Genomic DNA, 25,828 nt, shown 5'->3' with positions numbered 1-25,828 from the left:
GCGCTGTCGCTCGCTTTAGCCGCTCCATTTCTGGCTGGCGCTCAATCGTTTCAGATTCAGTCCATCCGGGACACGGATCCGGAGTAGGGCAATCCTTACCTGCGCTATTTGATCATCGCGGCGGACAAGAAGCTCGGGTTGGTGCCTCCGGAGCGATGGACCATGAAGAGCGATCCTGGAAAGCGCCGCGTCACTTTCACCCAGGAACAGATGAAGGCGACGATTACACTCACGTTGCTCCATCCGAACGACATTCCCGAGCGGAAATTGAAGCCCGGAGAGGAACGACCGCCCTCCAGTGCGCCCCCGTCGGTGCAGCAATGGCGCGAGTTGGCGAAAGAGCAGTTTCCCGGCGTGCACGTGGAGAAGGAGTGGCAGTCCATCGCCAATGGAGCGCGCGCACTCACCTTCGATATGGGTTACGCCACCGGAGGCGTCAGGCAAGGCTTGCGCGTCGCTTACATTGCGCACCGGGGGCAGCATTGCCGAGTATCTGGGCGCTTTCATGGGCGTATTGGGGTCACTCGATTACGATGGTTGATGGCTGATGGCCACCGGCCTTTCTCCGCGCAGGGTTGTCGAGGTTCGCGGTTTGTCTCAACCCTGTTTCGAGGTGCAGTAATCGAGTCACCTTTTCCATGCTCATGACCACTCGGTGGCAGCATGAAGATTGAAGCCTCGCCCCATCTGGAGACCGACCTTGAACTTTGGGAACGATCGCGCGGGGGTGATCGGGAGGCGTTTGGACGGATCGTAGAGCGTTACCAAAGCCTCCTGTGTTCGGTTGCATTCAGTTCGTGCGGCAGCCTAGCGCGGTCCGAGGATTTGGCACAGGAGGCTTTCCTGGCAGCTTGGCGGCAGGTGGACGAACTCCGCGAGCCCTCGAAGATTCGATCCTGGCTCTGCGGCATTGTCCGCCATCTGGCCGCCAGCGCGGCGCGACGTGACCATCGCCGTGGGGGATCGCCTTTGCCTTTGGAAGCCGCGGAAGATTCGGCGAGCCTTGACGCCGATCCATCCGCGTCCGCCATCTCGCGGGAGGAAGAACAGCTTCTGTGGCGTTCGCTGGAGGAGTTACCGGAACCGTATCGCGAGCCCTTGGTGCTTTTTTACCGTCAAGGCCAGTCGGTGGCCGCTGTCGCCGATGCGCTGGAGATTTCCGAGGACGCTGTGAAGCAACGCCTTTCCCGCGGGCGCGCCATGTTGCGGCAGGAACTGTCGGTGTGGGTTGAAACCTCTTTGGAGCGAACCAAGCCTTCCGCGGCATTTCGAGCCGCCGTGCTTGCCGGATTGCCGGCTCTGGCTTCCAGCGGAGTGGAAGCCGCCGCGGCTTCGAGCGCTGTGGCGGGACATGGAACGGCAGGGGTCAAGGGGCTTTTTACAGCCACGAGCTCGTGGCCGGTCCTGGGACCCGTGGCCGGATTGATGGTCGGATGGTTGAGCGCAAGCGCGGCGGCGTCCACGGGTCACAGTGAAGCGGAGCGAGCCTGGCTGCGGAAGCACGGGAGGCGGGTGGTCTTGTTTTGCTGGTTGATGAGTCTTGGGCTGGCCTTGGTACTGATGGGCGCGGGGAAGTGGTATACGCCCTCGGCCTGGGCCATCGTGTTGGGAGTGTTCGCCTGGACCGCTGTGCTGGTGGGCACGATTTTGGGTTATGGTTCCTTCATCGACCGGGAGGTCTTGCGGATCAGGAAAGCCACGGGGACCGTGGATGCCGAAGGGCTGGATTCAGAAGGGGCTCAGCGGTGGCCAAGGGTGGCTTATCTTTCGACGTCGCGATTTCTGAATTTGCCCTTGGTTGCGATTGGGCCCATGGGAGATCACGGCGGAACGGCGGGTCGTCAGCGGGTGGTAGGTTGGATCGCTGTGGGAGATTTCGCCATCAGCCCGTTGATTGCCCTGGGTGGCGTGGCCATTGCGCCGGTGGCGGTGGGAGGCATTACCATCGGTGTGCTGAGTCTCAGTTTGTGGGGAATCGGTGCGGGTGTCTTGGCCTTTGGCAGCTTGGCGGTGGGGTGGTGGGCGTTTGGGTTTGGCGCGTTGGGTTGGGAAGCAGCGTTAGGAGTCGCCGCAGTGGCTCGAGACTTTGCTTGGGGTGTCGTGGCTCAGGCTGCGGAGGCGAACACTCCCGCCGTGAAGGTGTGGTTCTTCTCCCAGTGGTTTTTCTGGACCGTCTTGGGTTTTCTCAAGCATGCCCACTGGGTGATTCTCATGGTGATCGTGGTCTCGCTGGGATGGTGCTCGGCGGGTCGAGTGCGGGCCAAAGCTGTGCATCGGTGAGGCTGGAGTTTCAAGCTTAATTCTCCCGACTAAGTTGATGGTGAAGTTACTCACTATCCCGCACCCTGGCCCGGCGGAGTTTTTTTGCCTACAACGGCAACTTCTCTTCATCACACTTCACAAGATCCTGGCGATAAACCCATTCCGAATCACTCACCAGATCCATCAAGGATAGGCCTCGTTCTTCGTCGTGTTTTTCTCAATGGGTCACGGCATGAGCGATGCCCACGGCGACAGAATCCCGCCTTCAATCCCAAAGGGATCGTGTCCTCCAGCCCAAGGTTGCGAGGCACGAGCTACCTTGGGTTGCCGTTTGGAAATCGATTCAACCGCAACGCGGTTGTGGCTTTACCCCGCCCAACGGGAATAGGATTTCGTCACAACCCCGTTGGGGTTGGTTTCCGTTGGCGGACTGTGACCCAAGGTAGCTCGTTCCTCGCAACCTTGGGCTTCGTTACGGAATCCCGTTGGGATTCTCGTCGAGCTGAGTGTTATTGCGTTTCGAAGGTAACGTCAGTGGAGCGCACGGCCAGATCGTCCGGCAACTGACGTGGATCGAGCCGCAGAATGAGCGTGTGGCGTCCTGCGGGCAATTCCACCTTGATCTCCGGGTTAGTGCCCATCGATTTGTCGTTGATCCAGGACTGAACTTTGCTGACGCCGGAGATCTTGAGCAGGACCGGACCGCTCTTGGAAGTTTGGAATTGGGTGGCGGCGTGGAGTCCGACTGCGCTGGTGCCGCGATTCGCGTTTTCCACGATGGGTGCCATCTCGCTCTTGGGGAGGCGGCCGTCGACGAGCGAGAAGACCGGCATCCAGAAACGGTCATCCACTGGACGCGCCGGAGGAGCATCGGCACCGGCTTGGTCCTCGGTGTGGACGCGGCCGCGCAAGCGCCAGAGCCGGGCGACACCGCCTTTCGACGCGTCGAAAGCGCCTGCTTTTCCGAGTTCGGCCATGAATCGAAACAGGTCCAACTTTTCCTCCGCGGAGAGCGGATCGGCGAGACCGGAGGGCATCAGGGAGAGGCCGTTGGCTCGCGCTTTGATTTTGTTTTTGGCGACTGAAACTTCGGTGTTTTGAGCGTTGCGAAGGATCAGTTCGTTCGCGGTGTCGCGCACGAGAATGCCGCTGAGTTCCTGGTCGTCGATGGTATCGACGCGGACCGAGTGGTAACCCTCTTTGATTTTGGCGTTTGGGTAGAGCAAGGATTCGATGAGATAATCGGGTGGCGCGCTGGCGCCGATGCTTGTCATGTCGGGGCCGACTTTGCCGCCCGCCCCGCCGATGGAGTGGCAGGTGATGCATCCGAGTTCGGGGCGACGGTAGATGAATTCGCCCCGGTGGGCGTCGCCTTTGGACATGGCGGTGGCAGCCCATTCTTGCAGTTCACGGGCGGACAGGACTTTCTCCTCGGGAGTGGAGCCGGCGGTTTGGGCGAGGGCGAGAATGAGTTCAGGTTCCTTGCGTCCTCCCTCGCGAGCCACGCGCAAGCCGGCTTTGGCGACTGCTTCCGGAAGCCCGGACGGGGGCAAGCCTTTGGCGAGGACAGGTCCGGCTCCCCGAATCGTGAGCAGTTGGCGCCAGAGTTGGATGGCGTCCTGCTCCTGCGTGGTGGCGCCGAGCATTTCGATCACTTGGGGCAGCGCGTTTTGCAACCCGAGTGAGGCGAGGGCGATGGCGGAGGAACGCCGGACGGGAGCGGACGACGATTGGGAGAAGACTTGGCGCAAGAGGCCTATGCCTTCGCTGCCTCCCATTTCGCGGAGGGCATCCACGGCCACTTGCCGGGTTTCGAGAGGGGTTGATTCACCGCCGGCCAGCGCCGCGAGAACGCCGCCGGCGCTCATTTGTTTCCAGCGCCCGGCGAGCCGGATGGCGGCGATGCGGATCGGTTCAGGCGAGGATTGGAGAAGGGTGCTGAGTCCATCGAGCGAACCCTCCGGTTTCGAGTTGCGCAGCCGCGCGGCTTCGGCGAGGGCGCCGAGAGCACGGGGAGCGGCGTTGTCGTGGAAACCCTTGGAGAGCACCTGTTGAAAGAGCCGGGCTAACTGTCTGGCATCCCCGGCTTGACCGATCAGTTCGATCCACGGTCCGGATCCGTCCGCCGGCAGTGGATTGCTGGTGGTGAGCCGGTTGAGAACCAAGCTGGCTTGGGCGGGTTCGATCGATTTGAGGGCGAATTCGAGCTGCTTCTGGCGTCCATCCATTTTCCAGGCACCCGATTCCAAGGAGGCGAGCCAAACGCGGGAGAGGTCATTGATGGAAAGCCAGAGAGCGTAGTCGAGGAACGAGTCAGATGCCATGGAGTCGATCAGGCCGAGGACGATTTCAACGCTGCGCAGATCGGGAATGCGCGCGAGGGCTCGCACGGCCTCGACTTTGACACGCAAATGGGAGTCGGCGGCGGCTTGGCCGAGGAGTTGAATCGCCTCGTTTTTGTCGATGGAGGGTGGGCGGACTGTGACGGGAAGGAGTGTGCTGCCCGAGCCATCGGTCAGGCGGAAGGGATCGGTCAGCGCCGGTTGTGGCGCCCATTCGCCGAGCACCCGGACGGCGGCGGCCCGGACGCGCGCGTCCTGGGCGGACAGCAGGCGGCGCAGGAGAGGCGGGTTCGGGCGATCGATGGCTTGATACATCCAGAGCGCTTGAAGGAGCGCGGGTTCGGAGGTTTGCCCGCGACTCCAACGATCCAAATCGGGGAGGATTCGGGATCCGCGTTCGGTGAGGACACGATTGGCCTGGGCACGATTGAAACCGTTGGGAGAAAGCAACTCGCCCAGAAGCACCGGACTCTCAGCTCGGGTCCAATCGCGCTGGGTTTGGAGCGGCTTGCCTTTCCAGCGCACGCGCCAGACGCGGCCGTGTTCGTGATCCCGCCGGGGATCGCGGAAATCGACTTCGCCGTGCTGGATGATTGGATTACTCCAGTCGGCGATATAGAGGGCACCGTCGGGCCCAAAACGGGCGTCGATCGGGCGGAACGTCACGTCCGAAGTTCGCAAAAGCTCGGGCATTTCCTTCGCGGTGTAAGCGGCGCCTTGTTCGCTCAGTTTGAATCGGGCCACGCGGTGAGCGCGAAAATCGCACGTGATGGCATCCCCCTGCCAATCGTCCGGGAAATGAGGGCTGTGGACGATGTCCAGGGACGCAAATTTCGGATAACTTCCAGGGCTGACGCTCGGAAGGATGCGGCGGGCGCGCGCGTAAGTGAAATACATGCCGCCGGGCATCGCCCAATTGATTCCGGCTCCGCCCGCGCCGTCCGTGGCGAAGGATTGTCCGAAAGCGTCGAATTGATGTCCCCACGAGTTGACCCAGCCTCGGTAGAGGGTGTCGATTTCGAGCGTGCCGGTTCTGAGGGCCATGACGCCGCCGCTGCGCAAGCGGAAAACGCCGTGGGGTGTTTCGGTTTCCGTGCGGGTGTAGATCGATTGGTTCATCCAAAGACGACCATCGTGGCCCCAGCGCAGTGTGTGCAGATTGTGGTGGGTATCCTCCGTGCCGAATCCGCTCAGCACAACCCGACGTTGGTCGGCTTTGCCATCGCCGTCCGTGTCTTTGAGAAACAGCAATTCCGTGCTTTGCGCGACATAGACGCCGCCATCGCCGGGGATGACGCCGGTGGGGATGAGCAAACCGTCGGCGAAGACCGTCGCTTTATCGGCTTTGCCGCCGCCAGTGGTGTCTTCGAGGACGATGATTTTATCGTGCGCGGCCTGGCCAGGTTCGACCTGGGGGTACACTTCCGAACTGGCGATCCAGAGTCGTCCCGCCGGGTCGAAATTCATTTGAATGGGTTTGGCCAGCAAGGGGTTTTCCGCCCAGAGCGTGACCTCGAATCCCTCGGCCACGGTGAACTGGGGTTTGGGTTGAGGCGTGAAGCGCGCGGCGGCCGGTTTGTCGCGGAGTTCCGCGGGTTGGAGATGGGCGCCGGGTTGGAAGCGCGCGTCACCGACGGAACGGACCAACTGCCAGATTTTCTTCTCCTCGGCTTCGATGAGGGGGTCGAATTTGGGCATTTCGACGGCATTACGTCCTTGTTCGGCACGGCGGAAGCCGAAGATATAGGCCATGTTGGCGGGCCGGGAACGGTGGAAGTAAAACTCGTTTTTGCGCAGAATGATTCTGCGTACGGTTTCGGCGTGCGCGGACGAAGGGGCGGCGGCGGAGAGGCCGAGTGCTTTTTCGAGGAAGGAAGCCAGTTGACGATAACCGTCGCTCGTCAGGTGAATGCCGTTGTCACTCCAGCGGGTGGCCGTGGTGGGATTGGTTTGAACGGGGAAAGCTTCCAACAACGAGACAAAGGGCAGGTTGCGGCTGCCGGCGATCTCTCGCAGTGCTTGCGTGATGTTTTGGAGCTGCTGGTTGTGGCGGTCGGGGTTTGGGAGCGGCGCGGGCAGGCGGAGGTGCCGGACGGGGCTGAGCACGACGGCACGGCAGCCCGGCGAGAGCTTTTCGAGCGTATCGAGCAGGCGCAGGTAGTCCTGGCGGAATTTGGGCAAACCCGCTTCTCCGGCAAACGAGGCGGCCATGCCGTAGCCGAGAAACGCCACGGTCGGCTTGGTTTCTTGAATTTGCTTTTGGAGGAGCATCCAGGCCTCGCCGGGAGGTTCGGTGCCGGCTTGCCCGAGGCTGAGGCCAAGCCTTGATTCGCCATCGGGCAGGTCCGCGCTCCAGCCGAGGTTGCGAAAGGTCACTTTCTGGTCGCGGAACGCGGTGGTCAGCATCAATTCGATCCACCCGTAGGTTTGTTCGCGCTCGATGAACGTGTCGCCGATGAACACGGCACGATCGCCATCGCGGAGTTGGAGGAGCGGACGCGACGCCGGGGCTTTGCCGGGGGCGGCCGTCGCGCGCGAGGAGGTCGACTGGGATTCACATCCGGAGAACGCGAGGGCTCCGGCAAGTCCGAGGACGCAAAGGGAGGGATGGATTCGCATAGAGTCGGGTTGGGCGTTAACGCGAGGGTTGTTGCAGGAAAACCGAGAAGCCTTTTTTGTTGGAGGACAGAATGTCCAGCTTGCCGTCACCATTGAGGTCGCCGGCGGTGATCTGGGTTCCGACTCCGGAGTCGTTGTCGATGAGATGGGGGATGAAAGAAGCGCCGCCCGGAGTGCGCTTGAGTTCGAACCAGTAGAGAACGGCCGGCGCCGAGGGTTCCGCGTCTCCCGCGGGGCCATGCGCCCAGAACCGTTTGCCCGTCACGAAATCCTTGAGGCCGTCCCCGTTGATATCGGCCAGAACCATGGCATGCGGCTGAGTGAACTGGACGCCGTAGGGATTGTCGGAAGGCTTGGTGTTGACGAGGATGTGCTCGGTAAATCCGCCGCCGGGACGCTGTTCGTACCAGGCGACGCCGTAGCCATGAGCGTCCCAGCTGGTGATGACGTCGTTGCGACCGTCGCCGTTCACGTCGTAGACGAGCATTTGGCCGCCACCGCGCAGTCCTTCAGGGGCGAAAGGCACGCGACGAAGCTTCCAAAGGCCGGCGGTGCGGTAGTCAGAGGGCTGTTCCCACCATCCATTCTTCTCCAACAAATCGGGACGGCCATCGCCATTGATGTCGCCGAAACCGTATCCGTGCGTGTATCGCTGGATGTTCTTCTTATCCTCCGGGGAGATCGGGCGGAAGGTGGCGGGCTTGGTGGGGTCTTTCCAATCGAGTTCGGCGAAACCGAATCTTCCGCCGGTATGACAAATGAGTTCGGGTTTGCCGTCGCCGTTCAGGTCGCCGAGTTGGGGCGATTCGTTGTCCGCCTCCGGCACGAGGACATGCTTGGTCCAGTGCCCGGGCTTGTTCTTGGGATTGGCGTACCACGAGGCGTCCTTGCCCGGCCAGGAGAAGACCAGAATGTCCGGCCAGTGGTCGGCGTTGAAATCGTAGGTGTAAGTGAGGAAATAATCCGAGTAACTCTTGGCGGGGTCGAACGGTTTGGCGGGGGGTGGATTGAATTCGTGGACGGTCTTGAAATCCGGACCGGCGAACCATTGCCAGCCGGCGACGAGGTCCGTGTGACCGTCGCGATTGAAGTCGGCGAAGTGGGCGCCTTCCGAGAGGAACTCGCTCGTGAGTTTGATTTTCTTGAACGAGGGCTCGGCGGCGTGGGACGCGGGCGTCAGAAGGCAAAGCGCCAGGGCGGCATGAAGTCTCGTGGGCATGGGGAAAGGATTCTCGAACCACCGAGTCGGGTCAAGCCAAGCGGGTAGAGCCTGAGATGCTGTGCTGCAACTCTCGGGTTGGGGCGTGGCGCCAGCAGGTGTTCCGCAAAGACCTTCGCAAATCCAACAAGGGTTGAGCTTCGCGGACGACCGCTACTTGGTCCGGTCAGGGCGGGGGCAACGGAACAGCGTCGGGCGGGTATCGCGCGGAAACTTGATGCGGCCTTGTCCATTGTTGTCGGTCAGCAGCCAGATGTCGGTCGAGGTGACGGCCAGGCCTTCCATGGTCCCGGTGGGAAAGGTCGTGAGATAGGCGAAGTCGGCCCGAAGTTCAATGTGGCCAAAATCAAATTGGGCGAGGACTTGCCGCGTTGAAGGGTCCACGCGCAACACCGTCCGGCTCTCGCGGAAGAGCACCCAAAGGCTGCGTTCGAAGAAGCACAAATCGGTGTAGTTGAAGTCGGCGGCATGATTGTTGAGCGGGCGCGAGATCGTTCGTTGGCCAGGTAAAGTTTTCCCTCGCCCACCGCGATGCCTTCGAACGAGGCGTTGCTGTCCCGGGAAAAATAATCGGAGACGGGGCTCCAATCGATGGGCAGTTTTTCGACGGAATCCGTCGCGGAGTCCAAGCGCAAGATCCAGCGGTCGGTTTCTTCGCAGATATAGATGCGGCCTTGCTCGTCTTGGGCGATCCCTTCGCCGTCGTACCGGTTGCGCTTGATTCCGGCAAACTTGCGCAGTTGCGCCGGGGAGAATCCGTTGGTTTTCAGCACGACGTCGGCAACGTTCGATCGCGAGCCGAAGATCACGCGGTAGAGTTCGGGCCCGCGATCGTTGATCGTCGGCAGTTCGCCGTTCGCTGCCCACAACAATCCCGAGGCATCGAAGCGGTCGCCCGGCACGTTGAGCTGCCAGAAGGCGCCGAGTTCGAGTTTGAAGTGAGGGGATGATTTCTTGCTGGTTTCCGGGCCGGCCGGAGCGGCAGCGGGCGTCGCCGGCGATAGGGTTTGATTCTGGCCCAAGGCTTGGGCCAAGGAAGCGATCAACGCCAGCGTGCTGGAGAGGACGCGGGCGAAGACCCAAGGTGAACGAATCAACATGACTCTGAAACTCCTAACCCGACCTGGGCTGCGAGGCAAGGGGAGGGCGGATTTTCGCCGCAGTTCTCATTTGGCACGGAAGAAGGTAGGGCGCGCACTCCGCTGCGCGCCGAGATCGGCTGTTTCCAAGAGCGGCGCGCAGCGGAGTGCGCGCCCTACCCGTCAAAATGAGAATTGCTGGGATGTTCGACCTTCGATGGTCCATTGGCGAACGAGGGCGACTCTCACCCGTGGAAGAATCACAGAAATCGATGTTTTGCCGCCGGCCCCATCGCCCATCAGAATTCGAACCTTGAAAATCCATCCTCCTGCCCGTTTCTTGACACCCCGGGACGGGGACTGCATTTTCGCCGCTTCGTTGGCGGTGCTCCGCCAGCGGTCTTTTTATGAGCCAACCCCATTCATTGTTTCAGTCTTTGCAAACCTTCGAGCTCGGTGGCGGGCGCCGCGGGCGGTTCTATTCGCTGCCGGCTTTGGAAGCCGCCGGGCTCGGCCCGATTTCGAGGCTCCCGGTTTCCATCCGCCTGGTGCTGGAATCCGTGTTGCGCCATTGCGACGGGTTGAAAGTGCTGGAGCGGAATGTGCGTGATTTGGCGGGTTGGAAGCCTGGCGCGGCCCGCACCGAGGAGATTCCATTCGTGGTTGCGCGCATCGTGCTGCAGGATTTTACAGGGGTGCCCTTGTTGGTGGATTTGGCCGCGATGCGGAGCGCCGTTGCCCGGATGGGGAAGAATCCCAAGCTGATCGAGCCGCTGGTGCCGGTCGATTTGGTGGTGGATCACTCGGTGCAAGTTGATTTCGCGGGGAGCACGGACTCGATGGCGAAGAATTTGGACCTGGAGTTCCAGCGCAATCGCGAACGCTACCAGTTCTTGAAGTGGGGGATGCAGGCCTTCGACACGTTCAAGGTGGTGCCGCCGGGCATTGGCATCGTGCATCAAGTCAATCTCGAGTATCTCGCCCAAGGCGTGTTGACCGGACGGGGCGAGGCATCTCCGGGACCGGACGCCGTGTATTATCCGGATACCCTGGTTGGAACGGACTCGCACACCACGATGATCAACGGTCTCGGCATCGTGGGCTGGGGCGTGGGCGGCATTGAAGCTGAGGCGGGCATGCTCGGGCAACCCGTGTATTTTTTGACGCCGGACGTTGTTGGAGTTCATCTGACCGGGACGTTGAAAGAAGGCGTGACCGCGACCGACCTGGCCCTCACGGTCACCCAACTCTTGCGGAAGACGAAGGTGGTGGGGAAATTTGTGGAATTTTTCGGGCCCGGGGCGGCAGCGCTGCCGGTGGTGGACCGCGCCACCATCGCCAACATGGCGCCCGAGTATGGGGCCACGATGGGATTCTTTCCGATCGACGAGGAATGTGTCCGCTATTTGAGAGCCACTGGACGAAGTGAGGCGCACTGCCGGATTTACGAGAATTACTACAAGGCGCAAGGCCTGTGGGGAATTCCGGAAGCGGGCCGGATTGATTACTCCCAGGTGGTGGAGCTCGACCTCGGATCCGTGAGGCCCAGCGTGGCGGGGCCGAAGCGGCCGCAGGATCGGATCGAGCTGCCGAATATGAGGCGGGAGTTTTTCAACGCCTTGCAACGCCCGGTGACGGAGAATGGATTCGGCAAGGCGAGGCAGGTGTTGGGCAAGCGTGTCGTGGTGGAGACCGCGGCCAGGAAGAAGGCGCGGATCGGCACCGGGTCGGTGCTGATTGCCGCCATCACCAGCTGCACCAACACGAGCAATCCCAGTGTGATGCTCGCCGCGGGACTGCTGGCCAAGAAGGCCGTGGAGAAGGGGTTGAAAGTCGATCCGGCGGTCAAGGCGTCGCTGGCTCCGGGTTCCCGCGTGGTGACGGATTATCTCAAAAGGACGGGACTGGCGCCTTATCTGAACAAACTTCGATTTCACACCGTGGGGTACGGCTGCACCACCTGCATCGGCAATTCGGGTCCGCTCGATCCGGCCATCGAGGACGCGGTGGTGAAGAACGATTTCGTGACGGCGAGCGTGCTGTCGGGGAACCGCAATTTCGAGGCCCGGGTTCATCAGAACGTGAAGTCAAATTTCCTGATGTCGCCCCCGTTGGTGGTGGCGTTCGCCCTGGCGGGCCGTGTGGACATCGACCTGAGCTGCGAGCCTTTGGGACAGGACAAGGAAGGCCATCCGGTGTTTCTCGCCGACCTTTGGCCCACGCTTCAGGAAGTGCGCGACGCGATGCAATCCGCCCTCAAGCCCGAGGTCTTTCGGAAACTTTACAAGGATTTCGCCGCGCAGAACCCGAAGTGGAACGAAATCCCTTCCAGTACCGGCAACGTCTACGAGTGGGATCGCGCGTCCACCTACATTCAGGAGCCGCCGTTCTTCGAGAATTTTTCGCTCACGCCGGGCGGCATTGCACCCATCCGCGGCGCGCGCGCCTTGGGCATTTTTGGGGACAGCGTGACGACGGACCATATCTCGCCTGCGGGGGCGATCAAAAAGAGTTCGCCCGCGGGGAAGTTTCTCGGAGAGCACGGGGTGACGTTCGAAGATTTCAACAGCTACGGTTCGCGCCGGGGCAACGACCGCATCATGACGCGGGGGACCTTCGCGAACGTGCGCATCAAGAACCTGATGTTGGGGGGCGAGGAGGGCGGGAACACAATGGGGCCGGGCGGGGAGAAGGTGTCGATTTATGACGCGGCGGTGGCTTACCAAGCCAAAGGCACTCCGCTCATTGTGATCGCTGGACAGGAATACGGCACAGGATCGAGCCGGGATTGGGCGGCGAAAGGGACAAACCTGCTGGGGGTGAAGGTGGTGGTGGCGCAGAGCTTCGAGCGCATCCATCGAAGCAATCTTGTCGGCATGGGGGTGCTGCCGCTGCAATTCAAGGAAGGGGTGACGGCGCAGAGCCTGAAGCTTGACGGCACAGAGACGTACGAGGTGGCGGGTTTGGACGCCCATCTCAAACCGCAGCAGGACTTGGTGCTGAGGATTGCGCGCCAGGACGGGACGGTCGAGGACGTCCCGGTTTGCTGCCGCATCGATACGCCGATCGAAATCGATTACTACCGGCATGGCGGGATCTTGCCTTATGTGCTGAGGCAGTTGATGGCGACAGCGTAAGCGGCATGACTTTGGGCCGGGAAGCCATTGGAATCGAAAATCGGCAAGCCGCCCCCCGCGGGAATGCCAGGTTATCGAGTCCGCAATGTCCTGCGGATCGGTCCCATTTCCTATCGATCTACCGGGTTTTCAAATTGAAAATCCGCTTTACAGGGGGTTGGTGGGTCGGTAGCGTCAACCCTTTGGAATACACTATTTGAGACGTCTGGATATGGAATTGAAGAGCAAGACGATTGAGCAACACCGAACGCACGACAGTGACACAGGGTCTCCTGACGTGCAAATTGCACTTTTGACGGAGCGGATTAATTCACTGACCGAGCACCTTCAGAAAAACAAGAAGGATCACAGTTCGCGACGCGGACTATTGATGCTGGTGGGCCAGCGGCGTCGGCTTTTGGATTATCTTCAGCACAAGGATGTTGGGCGGTACCAGTCCTTGACCAAGAAGCTGAAGCTCCGCAAATAAGAAACACGAAGCGCTTCCTTCCGGAGGCGCTTTTTTTGAGGTTTTCCCAGTCCTTGTGTGATTTCTAGGTCCGCCGGTGAACGCGAGCTGGCAGGGGAGAATCTTGAAACATTCTCGCGAACCCGATCTGCCTGTTGACACGGGGAAATTTCATTCAGCCACCAAGGCGGTGTTTGAATGAAGTTCCTCTGGGTCAATGGGTTGGATCAATGATTGATTATGTCCAACCAAATTGAGATCCCGATTGGATCCACCCCCATTGTTATTGAAACCGGAAAACTCGCCAAGCAAGCCGACGGAGCCGTCACGGTGCGCTTGGGCGAAACGATTGTTGTGGTCGCCGCCGTGGCTTCCATCAAGGCCAAGCCTGGCCAGGAGTTTTTTCCTCTGACCGTTGATTACCGCGAAAAGGCGGCTGCGGCAGGCAAGTTTCCCGGCGGTTACTTCAAACGTGAAGGCCGCCCCACCGAAAAAGAAATTCTGACCTGCCGGCTGACGGACCGGCCCATTCGCCCGCTTTTCCCCAAAGGCTGGTTCAATGAAGTGCAAGTCCAAAGCGTTCTGCTCAGCGCTGACGGAGAGAACGATTCGGATATCCTCAGCGTCATCGGCGCCTCCGCCGCGCTTTCCGTCAGTGACATCCCCTGGGAAGGACCGCTGGGCGCGGTCCGCGTGGGCCGGGTGGACGGCAAGTTTGTTGCCAACCCGACGCACAGCCAGCGAGCCAACAGCGACCTGGATTTGGTTTATGTCGGCAACACCACGGACGTGGTGATGTTCGAGGGGGCGGCGAATGAGATTTCGGATGCCGACTTCCTGGCTGCGCTCAAATTCGGCCATGAATGCTGCCAGCCCATCATTGCGGCTCAGAAGGAATTGATGGCCAAAGCGGGCAAGCCCAAACGCGCCATCACGGTGAATGTGGTTCCAGACGAGGTTCTCGAGGAAGCCAAACGCATCGGGGGCGATCGAATTGTGCCTGCCCTGCTTACCCCTGGCAAACTCGCCCGGGAAAGTGCTTGGTCGGCCCTGACCGAGGACATTTCCAAGAAGCTCGTCGAAAAGTTCGGCGAGGAAAAAGTGACCGAGACCGTGCGCAAGGATGCTTTCTATTACATTCAGAAAGAAGCGGTCCGCGGGCTCATTCTGGACGGGAAAAAGCGCCTCGATGGGCGTGGATTCAAGGACGTTCGCGCCATTAGCGGGGACGTGGGCCTGCTGCCGAGGGCGCATGGTTCGGCGCTGTTCTGCCGGGGAGAGACGCAAGCGATGGTCCTGGCGACGCTGGGGACCACGGAAGATTCGCAGGAGTTCGATTCTTACACCGGTGGCGAAAGTCAGAAGCAATTCATCCTCCACTACAATTTTCCCAATTTTTCGGTGGGCGAAACGGGACGGATCAGCGGGCCCGGACGACGGGAGATCGGACATGGAGCCCTGGCGGAGCGTTCGGTAGAGCCCGTGGTTCCTCTGGACACCTTTCCTTACGCGGTTCGCATCACGAGCGAAATCATGGAGTCCAATGGATCCACCTCGATGGCCACGGTGTGCGGCGCTTCGCTGGCGCTGATGGATGCCGGCGTGCCCTTGACCCGTCCGGTGGCTGGGATCAGCATCGGCATTTGCACCGAGCATGGGGAGGCTGACCGAATCAGCCGTTACCAGTTGTTGACGGACATCATCGGCTGGGAGGACGCGTTTTGCGACATGGATTGCAAGATCGCCGGCACCTCGAATGGCATCACCGGATTCCAGCTCGATCTGAAGCTCCGCGGATTGCCCCATGAAATCATGGCGGAGGCGGTGGAGGAAGCCCGCGTCGCGCGCTTATCGATTCTCGACAAGATGTCGCAAATCCTGGCTGCGCCAAGGGCGGAGCTCAGCAAGTACGCGCCGCGCATTCAAACCGTGAAGGTCAATCCGGAAAAGATTGGCGCCATCATCGGGCCCGGCGGGAAGAACATCAAACGCATCGTCGAGGAGTCGGGTTGCGAGATCAACATAGACGACGACGGCACGGTGAGGATCTACTCGCTCTCCGCCGAGGGGATGAAGATCGCCATGGAATCCATCCAGGCGATGACGGGCGAAATCGAGGTGGGGAAGATCTATCGCGGGCGGGTGGTCACCATCAAAGACTTCGGCTGTTTTGTCGAAGTGTTCCCCGGCAAGGATGGGCTCTGCCACATCAGCGAATTGGCCAATTTCCGCGTCAAGCAGACCGAGGACATCGTCAAGATGGGCGACGAAATCTGGGTCAAGTGCATTGGTGTCGATGAGAAAGGCCGCGTGAAATTGTCGCGAAAAGCGGCCATGGAAGAGCGCGACAAAGAAATGGCCCCCAAGGCTTAAATTCGGGCCACTCGCGCCAGTGGTTTTTTTGCAAGGGAGTGCCGGATTCGTTCCGGCACTCCTTTTTTTGTCTCAACCTCCCGACTAACTTGAGCATCAAGTTAGTCGGGAGGTTCAATCTTTGGCCACCGCCTTCTTCATCGAGATGGCTCTCCCGTTGTAATTGTTTCCAGGGCGAATTGGCCACGGAATCCGCGATGCCTACGGCGACGGAATCCGGCCTTCAATCCCAAAGGGATTGTGTCCTCCAGCCTAAGGTTGCGAGGAACGAGCTACGTTGGGTCGCCGTTGGGAAATGAATTCAACCGCAACGCGGTTGTGGCTTTTCCCCTGAAGATGGAGATACGACTTCGTCACAACCCCGTTGGGGTTGTTTTCCATGGGCGAACTGTGACCCAACGTAGCTCGTTCCTCGCAACCTTGGGTTTCGGGACGGAATCCTGTTGGGATTCTTGAAGTGCTCGATATGTCTGTCCTTGAGTGTTTTGGGTATTGATACCTGCGACGCTGCCATTCCTCCGGGATGCACATGCTGGGGCGACCCGGTGGACCGGTGGTATCGTCGCTGCGCTCCTCAACCACCGGCTAAAAGCTGGCAAGCCTCCGGCTTGCGACCGAGCTGCTTCACTTCACTCTGGTCTCACATCCCTTATGCATCCGTCCCGCATCTTCCGCTTGTGGTCAGGATATCTGAGGCTAGGTGCTTGACCCTATGAACGGCAATTGATCAGCATCGATCTGTCGCAAGATCTTGGCGGCAAAGGCTTTTCTTAAGTTTCGATGGATCACCTTGCGGATCCACCTCAACTTTGGTCAGGCCTTTCCCACTCAAGCTTTTGCGCATCTCGACGCTGCTGAATTGCCGTTTCCAGCAGGAAAACTCCGCCGGGCCGGGGTGCGAAATGGTGAGTAACTTCAGCATCAAGTGAGTCGGGAGGTTTAAGGTTCAAGTCTGTCCAAAATCGGCCAGATACTGTTCCACGATCATTCGCAACGCTGGAGGTCGAGGCAAACCCAGGCTTTCCGCCCGTGATCCGTCCACGTCCTCGGGCCATTGGTCCACAATGCCCTGGATGCGTTCGTCAAAAGCGTCCTCGATTCGCCCCAGCCGCAACCCGCGTTCGGCGGCGACGGTCAACAGGACCTCCTCGGCCAGCGTGGGGGTGACCCGGTGTGCGGGAAGGACGCAACCCCGGTCGTCACCCAACCGATCTTCGACCACTTCATGAAGCGCAATCAGGGAATCGATCACGGTCCGGTAGCCGGTCATGGGATGGGGTTGTGTCCGCCGGACGGGCAAGGGACAGGGCTCGCCTTTCAACGGTTCGCGAAACATTCCGCTCGCCCAGCTTGAGGCCGCCGCGTTGGGTTTGCCCGGACGAATGATCACCGTGGGCAATCGGGCGGAGCGGCCATCGAAATAGCCTTTCCGCGAATAGTCGTTGATCAGCAGTTCGCACAGCACCTTGGTCATCCCGTAGGTGGTGCGGGGCGTGAGTTTGGTGCGATCGCCATTGCGTTCCTCCATCGCGGCTCCTCCGTAGCAAGCGATGCTGCTGGTAAACACAACGCGCGGCTTTCCAGGCAGGGCGCGGACCGCTTCGAAGACGTTCCGTCCGCCGTCCAGATTGACGCGCAAGGCATCGTCGAACCGCAATTCACACTCTCCACTCACCATGGAAGCCAGATGAAAAATGGACGTCGCGGGATCATGTCCCACCGCTGCAAAGACCGCGTCGCGGCATCCGATGTCGCCGGTTTGCTGACGGACGCGGGAGTCTCCTGGAGGGGACCTGAATGCGGCGTCGAACAAAACGATTCTTTCGATGGGTTCGAGGCTGCCCGAGGGTCCTGTGATCGAACCGCGCTGCAACAAAGTCGCGCAAAGTTGGGTTCCAAGAAATCCGCCGCCGCCGGTAATGACCACGTTCATGATGCCTCACATTGTTGATTCGAGATTTGCGCTCCGCCGCCTGAAATGGGCAGCATCGAGCCGCACAGATCCTCAACCTCAGAGCAAGTGTCAAACATGGAAAAACGAATGGCTGGACACAAGATTGGATTCGTGGGACTGGGAAACATGGGCCGTCCGATGGCCCGGCATCTGCATGCGGCGGGCGCCGATGTCTGGGTGTGGAATCGGAGCGAAGGCCCGGCGGCGGAAGCGGAGACGATGGGCATGCGGCGAGCACGAAGTCTTCCGGACTTGGCTCGCGCGATGGATGGAGAGATCGTGTGCATCAATCTTACTTCCACCGCGGTGGTGGAACAGGTCGTCTTCGGTCCGGAGGGTTTGGCTGGAGGCTTGTCCCCGGACTCGTTGATCATCGATTTTGGAACGACCGGGGTTCCGGAGACGCGGCGATTCGCGGCTCACATCCCTTGGGTGGACGCGCCGGTGTCCGGCGGACAAGTGGGCGCCGAGGCGGCGACGCTCTCGATCATGGTGGGGGGCGCAGAGGAAAACGTTCGACGGGCCTGGCCTGTCCTCGAGACCGTGGGACGCAGAGTCACCTCTCTGGGGGGGCCAGGCGCGGGGCAGGTCGCGAAGCTGGCCAATCAATTGATCGTTGCCCAAACGATCGACGCCGTGGCCCAGGCACTGCGCTTGGCTGAGCTTGCCGGGTTGGACGCCGCCCGGGTGCGTGAAGCCCTGCTGGGCGGCTTTGCGGAGAGCCGCATTCTTGATTTGCACGGCAGCCGCATGGCCCGGCGGGATTTCAAAGCGGGCGGGCGCGCCGAGTTGCAACTCAAAGATGTGCGGCTGATCTGCGAACTCGCCGACACGGTAGGGCTCGAATCAGCCACTTTGCGGAATTGCCGCGCCCAGTGGGAGAAATTCGTCCACGAAAAGGGCTGGGGGGATCTGGACCACTCCGGCCTGTTCAAGCTCTATGAGTGAATCCCCTTCCATCGAGTCTCGATGAATTGGGGAGGAAGAAACGGGGCCGGGGCGCCCTTTCACGCATGCATGACTTGGCCGCCGTCGATGTTCAGAGTCTGGCCCGTGATATTGCGGGCGTGTTCGGAGGCCAGGAACACCGCCATCGCCGCGAACTCCTCCGGCGCTTGCCACCGGCCTAGGGGCGCCACCTTGCGAATCTTTTCGCTGGCCCATGTTTCATAGTCCTGCCGGGCAGACTCGGGGAGCAGTCTTTGTCCGGCCTGCCACACCGAACGATTCAAGCCGGTCTGCACCATGCCCGGCGAAAGCGCGTTGGACCGCACTCCGTACGGCGCCAGGTCTTTGGCTGCGCATTGAACAAAGTTGATCAACCCCGCTTTGGCGGCGCTGTAGGGCGGGTCGGTTTGGGATCCCATCTGGCCCGCCACGGAAACGACAAAAAGCATCGATCCCTTGCGACGATGAACCATGCCCGGGGCGCAGGCATGGGCGGCATGCACCGCTCCCAGCAAGTTGACTTCCAGCACTCGGGGCCAATCGTCCGGCGTCAGATTCCAAAAGGGGAACCCAAATTTTCCGGATCCCACCCCCACCGAGTAAACCATATGATCGACGGGGCCGCAGGCGTCCACGAAGCTCCGGACGCGATCCCACGAGGTCACATCCCCTGTTTCGAACCTTGCGGTCGAAGTGGTGGATGCGGGGGCGTGCAGCAAGTCGAAACCAAAAACCTCGCAGCCCTCGCTTGCGAATCCATCGGCGATCGCGCGTCCTAGGCCTTGTGCGGCTCCGAACACCACGACCCGCTGGCCTTGCAATTGAAGATCCATAAGCCCCGATCACGCACGCGTGGCGGTGATCCTCAGCGTTCCGCCAAAGGACGAAACCATTCCCCGCGCAACCAATCGGCCACCATGCTGATCTGCGCTTCGGTCAGCACGCCGTCGTCCGCATAACGCGGCATGCGGTCATTTTTCTTCCCGTAAAAATCCGGGTGGGCCGGGTTGGAGATGAAGCGGACCAGCCAGTCCTTGGAACCATATCCCGTCAGGTCCGGCGCGGTGGCGTCCTCATCCTTGACACGGAATTGATGGCAGTCGGTGCATCCCAGCTCGGAGCGCAGCCATTTGCGTCCATCTTCGATCAAGCCGCTTTCTCTGGCGTCGAGTTCTTTCTGAGATTCGAGATTCGCTTCCGCCGAGAGGGCGGCGATGACCTTGGTCAACTGATCCCTTTGTTCGTTGGAGTATTGGGAAACTTTCTTTTGGACGAAACCCGCCATCTTCCCATCCTTGTGGCGGCTGCCTCCGAAGTAATTCGAGGACACGATCTTCTGCGGGTCGAGGAATCCCGAGATCCACGCGCGCGTGCCGATGCCTTTCAAGTCAGGCGCACTCGGCGGGTCCGTGGGTTCATGACCCAGGCCATCGTGGCCGCCATAGCGGTGGCAGCTGGCGCAGTTCTTCGCGAAGATTTTTGGGCCTTGGGTCAGCGGATCGTTCCTCAGCAAGTTTACGGCGCCCGTCGGGGGGATGCCGGTCGGCGACTGGGCCAGCTCGACGACTCGCTGCGCTTGTGCCTCGGCGTCTTTCTCCGAGGCGAGAAACAGGGGATCCCGACCGTCCTGACGGAGCGCCAGCCCGGTGAGCAGTCCGGCGATTCCGAGCAACATGAAAAGGAAACACACATTAAACGTATGACCGAGCCTCCAGCGCGCGATGAATGGCATCAGGAAAACCACGGTGGCCGCCAGTCCGGGGAGGATGATGGCCCCGATGATTTCCGTGGTTCCCGGGAAGTATTTCAAGAGTTGAAAAAGGAAGAGAAAGTACCACTCCGGTCGGGCCGCGGAGAAAGGCTCAGTGGGATCTGCCGGCGCGCCCAGTTCTCCGCCCCGGGTTCGTATGACCAGAAACAGCACGGCCGCCATCAAAGCGAGGCAGGCGACGCCATCCTTCAAGACCTGGTCGGGCCAAAACGCGGCGTCTCTCTTTCGCAACGGTTGCTTGGCGGTGATGCCGTGCCGACGGAACAAGTAGATGTGTCCGACAATGAGAAGGCCGATTAACAGCGGCAGAATGCCCGCATGGAGCGCGAAAAAGCGCGACAACGTTTGATGTCCGTAGTCCGTGCCGCCAATGATGAGTTTCTGCAGCGAGGGGCCGATGACGGGAGTGATGCCCGCGATGTTGGTCGCCACTTTGGTGGCCCAAAACCCCTTTTGATCCCAGGGCAGGAGATAGCCTGTGAGCGAGAGGGCCAGCACGAGTTTGAAGAGGATGAGTCCAAACCAGAAATTCATTTCCCGGGGCGCCTTGTACGCCCCGTCGATGACGACCTGCATCAAATGCAACACCAGGAGCAGCGTCATGAACTGCGCCGTGTAGTGATGCACTCCGCGCAGGAACCAGCCCCCCCACAACTCATGCTGAATGTAATACACACTCTCCCACGCAGTGGTGGAGCTGGGATTGTAGGAAGTCCAGAGCAGCAGTCCGGTGATCACTTGAACCGAGAAGGCAAAAGTGAGCATGCTGCCCCAGACATAGCGCCAGCGCGCACCTCCCGGGATATTTTCGAACAGCGCCTCGTGCAGAAGCTTGCGGGCGCCCGTGCGATGGTCGAACCAATCGAGGAGGGCCTTCATGCGAGGGGGATCTTCTCTTTTTTGCCCGCTTCGAAATTCTGATATCGGACCCAGATCTCCGTCTCGTTGCGAACTTCCACCTCCAGCGAATCCATGCCTCGCGCGCTCGGGCTCTTCGCGTCCGCGATCGAGCCATCCAGGGCGAACGCGCTGTTGTGACACGGACAGAAGTAGCCCGGCTTGGCCGCCAGGAAATCGATGAAACAGCCCGCGTGCGGACAAACCACGTTCAACGCCTCGATCCGGCCTTCAGGCGTGCGCCGCAAGTAAACGGCGCCCACGGGCGTGCGCGGAAACTTGTTCCAGGCGTCGCGGCGATCCGCCAGCACGGCGAATTTGCGCGGCACGCCGTCGTTCGGCAATGCCGCCAGCGCGGCGACACGCACAAAAGCGCCTGCGTCGGACTTTCTTCGGAGAGGATCCAGGATCATCGGAACCCCTGCCAGAGGCGGCGCCGCGGCCAGGATTCCGCCCGCGACAATGGCCGATGTTTTCTTGAAAAAATCCCGGCGATTGTCATCCGGAGGAGGGTGCGGCATGGTGCTCATGGAAAATCTCGATTGGGCGAATTCGTCGCGCGGGACGCGGCGATTACGCCAGAATCCCCGGGGTGAAGCAATGCCCAGATTTCCTCGATTCGTTGGCTTGCGTCCGAGCGGGGCGCCCTTCAGATTCCCGCGTATGACCGACCTCCAGGATGCGATCCATGCGGATCTCGCGTCCCCCCGTACGCTTCCCACCCAAGTGGCCGTTCATCTTGGATCCCACCATGAAGTGGAGGCGGATCACATTGTTGCTTTTTTCAAGAACGACTTTCCGGACTTGGAGGATTACCAGGTGGATCTGATTCTTTCTCCGGCTTTTACACCCGGCCTTCAGGAACAGTCGCGGTATTCGAGATTTGTCGAAAACGCGCCCTTGACCGATTCCGACGTGGACGCGTTGATTCTTGGATTGGCCCGTCGTCCCACCCGATCCCATTTTGTCGTCTCCTCGGGAGGGGAGTTCGAGGTTCAACTTCGCGAGGTAACCTTGGATCGTTACGTGCGGCGATTGCATCTCAATCAGCCTGTGGAGCAGCCTGTGGCGGCGTGCATCCGGCATTGGGTTCCCGCGGAGGATCGCTCCCGGCTGCATGCGATCGCGCGTCGTCCCGTGTGGCGCCCTGCTCCTCGCGCCACCATGCTGCTCGACGCGCTGTCGAAATCACTCCTTGCGGAATCTTATCGGGTTGCCGATTTCGAGCTGCTGTTGCGTCTCGTGGAACAATATCTCCCTGCCCATGGACCCGAACTTTCGGGGTTGATTCCCGAATTAGTGCGCGGCGTGGAAACCGAGCTCGTGCAACGCTCGGTGCCCAAGCCTTTCTTCTCCGAGCGCATTCGGGAGATGCACGGTGGATCCCGCGATCAACGCGCCGTGGTTCATGAGCTGAGGACCGACAAACGCGCCATGCTCGACGGGTTGTCGCGTCTGGCCGCGCTGCTCCACTCCCCCAAGCCGGCGTGAACCCTTCCTTGATGCCCTTGGAGGAGGCCCGCGAGCGGATCCTTGCCGCTCTCCCTTCTCCCGCCCGGGAAACCATTTCGCTCCAGGAAGCCTCCGGAAGAATCGCGCTGGTCGATGCCGCCGCTCCCTCCGATTTACCTCCCTTTGATAATTCATCCATGGATGGTTATGCGGTCGTCGCCCAGGACACGGCGGGTGCGAACCCGAAAGAGCCCCTCAAGCTTCGTTTGACCGGACGCTTTCCCGCCGGCGGGGTCTTGCCTGCGTCCCGGGTCGGGAGTGGATGTTGCGCCCGGGTCTTCACGGGGTCTGCCCTTCCGCCCGGCGCCAATGCCGTGGTGATGCAGGAGGATACGCGTGAGGATGGGGACATGGTGGAAATCATGGACCCCGTAAAGCCTTGGGAGAATGTTCGATTGAAGGGTGAGGATGTCCGCACGGGAACGCTGCTTTGGCGCGCCGGGCAAAGACTTTCTCCGGGTCGGGTGGCCATGGCGCAGGCACTCGGTCTGGCTGAGATCGTCGTGGGACGGCGACCTGTAGTGGGTTTGATCGCCACGGGGGACGAGTTGCTCGAACCGGGTGCTCCGGCTGAACCTGGGAAGATCTACGAGTCGAATCGGACGCTGCTCAAATCCCTGGCCGGAAAGGCCGGTGCTGTCGCGCGGTGTTTTCCGATCGTGGCTGACTCCGAGGAATCGACCATCAAGGCACTCGAAGAGGCTGTTTCCACGTGCGACTTAGTGATTACCACTGGCGGTGCCTCGGTGGGCGACCACGACTGGATCAAGCCGGCTCTGAAGAAGGCGGGCGGAGTCATTGATCTGTGGAAAATCGCCGTGAAGCCGGGCAAGCCGTTTGTGTTCTCGCGACTCCGGGATAGACCGGTTTTCGGCTTGCCGGGCAATCCTGTCTCGGCGCTCGTCACGTTTGTCCTCCTGGTCCGGCCTGCGCTTCTGAGGTGGCAAGGCGCCCGGGATCTGAATTTGCCTCGATCGCGGGGAAGCCTTGCGGAAACGATACTGAACCCAGGCCCTCGCCGTCATTTCGTGCGGGTGCGGATGGAGGAGGATGGATCGGTGGTGCCGAGCGGACCCCAGGCTTCCCACATGATGTCGTCTCTCGCGTTCTCCTCAGGTTTGGTGGATGTCCCCCCGGATGGCCAAATCGCCGCTGGAACCACGGTCGAGGTTTTCCACTGGGACGCGTGATGGAGCTGGAAGCGAGCTCAGGGGCAAGCGAGGGCTGAGCCGAGGTGCCGGAAGGAATCAGAACCGTCGCTTGGGGAACTCCAACACGGGCGGTCTCGGTTGGAAGGTTGTGGCGGAAGCCGGTGTGAAGCTTGGGCTGTTGGGACTGGAAACGTTGAAGGTTCTCGAAGTGAGTTCCTCCAGGGCCGAAGCGCGGGCGGGGAGGCTGCCGGTGGGCAAGCTGCCGCTGCCCGACTCGATTCCCGAAAGCGAAGCGGGTCTTGGCAGTGGCGGTCTTGCTGCAACCCCAACGCTGGGAATCGGCAAGGTCGGATTGGCGGGAACCGAAGTCGAATCACCACGAACGTTGATGGGATCCCCGCCGGAAAGGGCGCCCAATGGGGACTGCAACATCCGCGACGTGCGATCATCCCGCAGTTGCTGCTGCTGGCGCATCGACAACGCATTCTCGGGATTCTTCGACAAAACCGGATTGTTGCCGCCAAAACCACCCAACCCGAACTCAGCCCGACCGGTGGGCCCAGGGTTCAATCCTCCGGAGACTTCCCCTAATCTCCCCACATTCGATGGGGAGTCTTTGCGAGGATTGCTGGAAGGGGATTCATTCTGGGGGGCGTCGCCTTTGGCGGTTGCGTTCACACGCCTTTCCGTTTCGCCTTCCCCCGTCTTGGGTTTGTCTTCCGTGAGGGTGGTTTCGTTGGTGCTGGTGTTGCTGACGTTGTTGGTTCCTTCAGACTTGTCCTTGTCATCGCCTTCCAGAAACTTCTCCACGCTTTTCTTGGGCTTCGCACCATCCCATGAGAGCGATTCCTCCTGCACCTTGAACATTTCCTGAAGCGAGGTTTTGCCCGCCGCCTCCTTCGGATTCACAAACATCCAGTTCTTTTTCTGGTCCAAATACTCGAAGAGTTTCTTCGACATATTCGGTTTGTTCATCAGCGGATTCGGAAGTGGCTCGACGAAACCCCCCGCAGGACTCGAGGGCTTGAGGAAATCGAACGGGCGGGAGGTTCCCATGGCGCCCCCTTGCGGCGGCAGATCCAACTTGGCGGGCTTCTTCGAGTACTCGATCTGGTCCGCGCCCCACACCGAACCCGCGAGCATCAACGCCAATCCCCCTACCCATCCCGAGGCCAGGGGTTGATGAGATCCGGTGAAGCGTGGTTTCATGGGCCGAGTAAGAAATGAATCCAACGCTTGTTTGGACCGCCGGTCAAATATTCTGTTCAAGAAATTGGGGGTGGGAAGCGAGCCTGTTCATCGACTCCGCGCTCAAAGGTCGCTGACGATAGACCGGCTCCACCATTGGCTCCGCGCTCGTGGACCGGCGGCAGCGTTCCAGCCACGAACGGTCCAGGAGTTCGTCCAGGAGTGCCGGTGACGTGGCCGCCACCGTGGTTTCCTCCTTCTCGCCCGTCGCGCATCCCCGTCCCACCCAAAATCCCGCGCAAAGCCAAGTTGCCCGCAGCATGGTGCTCCGTGAATACGTGGGCATGGCGCAAGGAGTCTTCCCCACCAGTTCCCGCATCCTGTTGAACAACGGCAGCGTCCACATCTCCGGGTTCCGGGCGGGACTGAACGCGTCGAAGAGGATCGCGCCAGGTTTGTCCCACGCTTCCGCCATCACGCGGTGAATCGCACTCGAAAAATCCACCTGCTCGAATGTCCAGTCGATTTCCAAGCCTTGTCTCCGAACGCGCGCTCTCCGATCCTCAAACAATGCCTTCAGAACCGCCTCCCAACCCCGGGGATAGACCAGCGGTTCCGCATGTTCCAAAGCACATTTTAACGGTTCGTCCGTCCGATCGAAACTCAGGATCCGCACCCGTCCGCGTTTGTTGCTCAAAGCCCTGAGTACCGCAATGGGGTTGGCGGCCCCGCCCAATCCAACGTCCCACAACGTCAACTCGCCTTCCTCTTGAAACCGCTGCTCCAGTCGAAGCTGTCTGACGTACAAGGCCTCCGCCTCCGCCGCCGGGCCGATCACGGGATGAAAGGTCTCGCCTGAATCCTGGTCCTGAATGCTCCAGACCCCTGACGGCAAAGGCACGACTCGAAAGGAACTCAAGCGCCCTCC

17 protein-coding genes are annotated in these 25,828 nt (G+C 60.6%); 8 read left to right on the top strand and 9 right to left on the bottom strand.

What is annotated here, in order from left to right; genetic code table 11:
* Nucleotides 1-108 precede the first annotated feature (108 nt).
* Nucleotides 109-648, top strand: a complete 540-nt coding sequence (locus FJ404_02665; protein ID MBM3821788.1) for a hypothetical protein — start codon at nt 109-111, stop codon at nt 646-648.
* A gap of 15 nt (nt 649-663) precedes the next feature.
* Nucleotides 664-2,280 carry a sigma-70 family RNA polymerase sigma factor gene (locus FJ404_02660; GenBank protein ID MBM3821787.1) on the top strand — a complete coding sequence of 539 codons (1,617 nt, stop codon included), beginning with the start codon at nt 664-666 and terminating at the stop codon, nt 2,278-2,280.
* A 491-nt stretch (nt 2,281-2,771) separates the two neighbouring features.
* Here FJ404_02660 and FJ404_02655 read toward each other — a convergent pair whose 3' ends face one another.
* From FJ404_02655 to FJ404_02645, 3 genes are all read right to left on the bottom strand, one after another.
* The gene (locus FJ404_02655) at nt 2,772-7,316 is read right to left on the bottom strand and encodes a sorbosone dehydrogenase (GenBank protein MBM3821786.1); all 4,545 of its coding nucleotides are present in this window, start codon (nt 7,314-7,316) and stop codon (nt 2,772-2,774) included.
* Entirely contained in the window at nt 7,240-8,442 is a 1,203-nt protein-coding gene (locus tag FJ404_02650) for a VCBS repeat-containing protein (GenBank protein MBM3821785.1), read from the bottom strand. Before FJ404_02650 ends, FJ404_02655 begins: the two co-directional genes overlap by 77 nt.
* Nucleotides 8,443-8,684: 242 nt before the next feature.
* Nucleotides 8,685-9,542 carry an esterase-like activity of phytase family protein gene (locus tag FJ404_02645; GenBank protein ID MBM3821784.1) on the bottom strand — a complete coding sequence of 286 codons (858 nt, stop codon included), beginning with the start codon at nt 9,540-9,542 and terminating at the stop codon, nt 8,685-8,687.
* A 386-nt stretch (nt 9,543-9,928) separates the two neighbouring features.
* Here FJ404_02645 and acnA point away from each other — a divergent pair, with 386 nt between their 5' ends.
* The 3 genes from acnA (at nt 9,929) to pnp (ending at nt 15,479) form a co-directional block, all read left to right on the top strand.
* Nucleotides 9,929-12,658 carry an aconitate hydratase AcnA gene (gene acnA / locus FJ404_02640; protein ID MBM3821783.1) on the top strand — a complete coding sequence of 910 codons (2,730 nt, stop codon included), beginning with the start codon at nt 9,929-9,931 and terminating at the stop codon, nt 12,656-12,658.
* Between the two features lie 211 nt (nt 12,659-12,869).
* Nucleotides 12,870-13,127, top strand: a complete 258-nt coding sequence (gene rpsO / locus FJ404_02635; GenBank protein MBM3821782.1) for a 30S ribosomal protein S15 — start codon at nt 12,870-12,872, stop codon at nt 13,125-13,127.
* A gap of 219 nt (nt 13,128-13,346) precedes the next feature.
* On the top strand, nt 13,347-15,479 hold the full coding sequence (gene pnp / locus FJ404_02630; GenBank protein ID MBM3821781.1) for a polyribonucleotide nucleotidyltransferase: 2,133 nt from the start codon (nt 13,347-13,349) through the stop codon (nt 15,477-15,479).
* 946 nt (nt 15,480-16,425) lie between these two features.
* On the opposite strand, the gene FJ404_02625 is transcribed toward pnp, so the two are convergent.
* Nucleotides 16,426-17,412 (bottom strand): NAD-dependent epimerase/dehydratase family protein, encoded by a 987-nt coding sequence (locus FJ404_02625; GenBank protein MBM3821780.1) that lies wholly within the window; start codon nt 17,410-17,412, stop codon nt 16,426-16,428.
* A 45-nt stretch (nt 17,413-17,457) separates the two neighbouring features.
* On the opposite strand from FJ404_02625, the gene FJ404_02620 reads away from it, so the two are divergent.
* The gene (locus tag FJ404_02620; protein MBM3821779.1) at nt 17,458-18,381 is read left to right on the top strand and encodes an NAD(P)-dependent oxidoreductase; all 924 of its coding nucleotides are present in this window, start codon (nt 17,458-17,460) and stop codon (nt 18,379-18,381) included.
* 59 nt (nt 18,382-18,440) lie between these two features.
* Here the strand turns inward: FJ404_02620 and FJ404_02615 are convergent, their stop codons facing one another.
* The 3 genes from FJ404_02615 to FJ404_02605 are packed head-to-tail and all read right to left on the bottom strand — an operon-like array spanning nt 18,441 to nt 21,570.
* Nucleotides 18,441-19,214: an SDR family oxidoreductase gene (locus tag FJ404_02615; protein MBM3821778.1), complete on the bottom strand. Its 774-nt coding sequence runs from the start codon at nt 19,212-19,214 to the stop codon at nt 18,441-18,443.
* A gap of 32 nt (nt 19,215-19,246) precedes the next feature.
* The gene (locus FJ404_02610; protein ID MBM3821777.1) at nt 19,247-21,031 is read right to left on the bottom strand and encodes a c-type cytochrome; all 1,785 of its coding nucleotides are present in this window, start codon (nt 21,029-21,031) and stop codon (nt 19,247-19,249) included.
* Nucleotides 21,028-21,570, bottom strand: a complete 543-nt coding sequence (locus FJ404_02605) for a Rieske 2Fe-2S domain-containing protein (GenBank protein MBM3821776.1) — start codon at nt 21,568-21,570, stop codon at nt 21,028-21,030. The genes FJ404_02610 and FJ404_02605 overlap by 4 nt, the downstream gene beginning before the upstream one ends.
* Nucleotides 21,571-21,712: 142 nt before the next feature.
* On the opposite strand from FJ404_02605, the gene FJ404_02600 reads away from it, so the two are divergent.
* Together FJ404_02600 and FJ404_02595 are read left to right on the top strand one after the other, a co-directional pair.
* Nucleotides 21,713-22,540: a hypothetical protein gene (locus tag FJ404_02600; protein MBM3821775.1), complete on the top strand. Its 828-nt coding sequence runs from the start codon at nt 21,713-21,715 to the stop codon at nt 22,538-22,540.
* Complete coding sequence (locus FJ404_02595) at nt 22,537-23,751, top strand: molybdopterin molybdotransferase MoeA (protein MBM3821774.1); 1,215 nt, start codon at nt 22,537-22,539, stop codon at nt 23,749-23,751. The genes FJ404_02600 and FJ404_02595 overlap by 4 nt, the downstream gene beginning before the upstream one ends.
* Nucleotides 23,752-23,808: 57 nt before the next feature.
* Here FJ404_02595 and FJ404_02590 read toward each other — a convergent pair whose 3' ends face one another.
* Nucleotides 23,809-24,921: a hypothetical protein gene (locus tag FJ404_02590; protein MBM3821773.1), complete on the bottom strand. Its 1,113-nt coding sequence runs from the start codon at nt 24,919-24,921 to the stop codon at nt 23,809-23,811.
* 43 nt (nt 24,922-24,964) lie between these two features.
* On the bottom strand, nt 24,965-25,819 hold the full coding sequence (locus tag FJ404_02585) for a hypothetical protein (protein ID MBM3821772.1): 855 nt from the start codon (nt 25,817-25,819) through the stop codon (nt 24,965-24,967).
* Nucleotides 25,820-25,828 lie beyond the last annotated feature (9 nt).

This window comes from Verrucomicrobiota bacterium (assembly GCA_016871495.1).
GTDB lineage: Bacteria > Verrucomicrobiota > Verrucomicrobiia > Limisphaerales > VHDF01 > VHDF01.
This window is presented reverse-complemented; position numbering and strand designations above follow the sequence as displayed.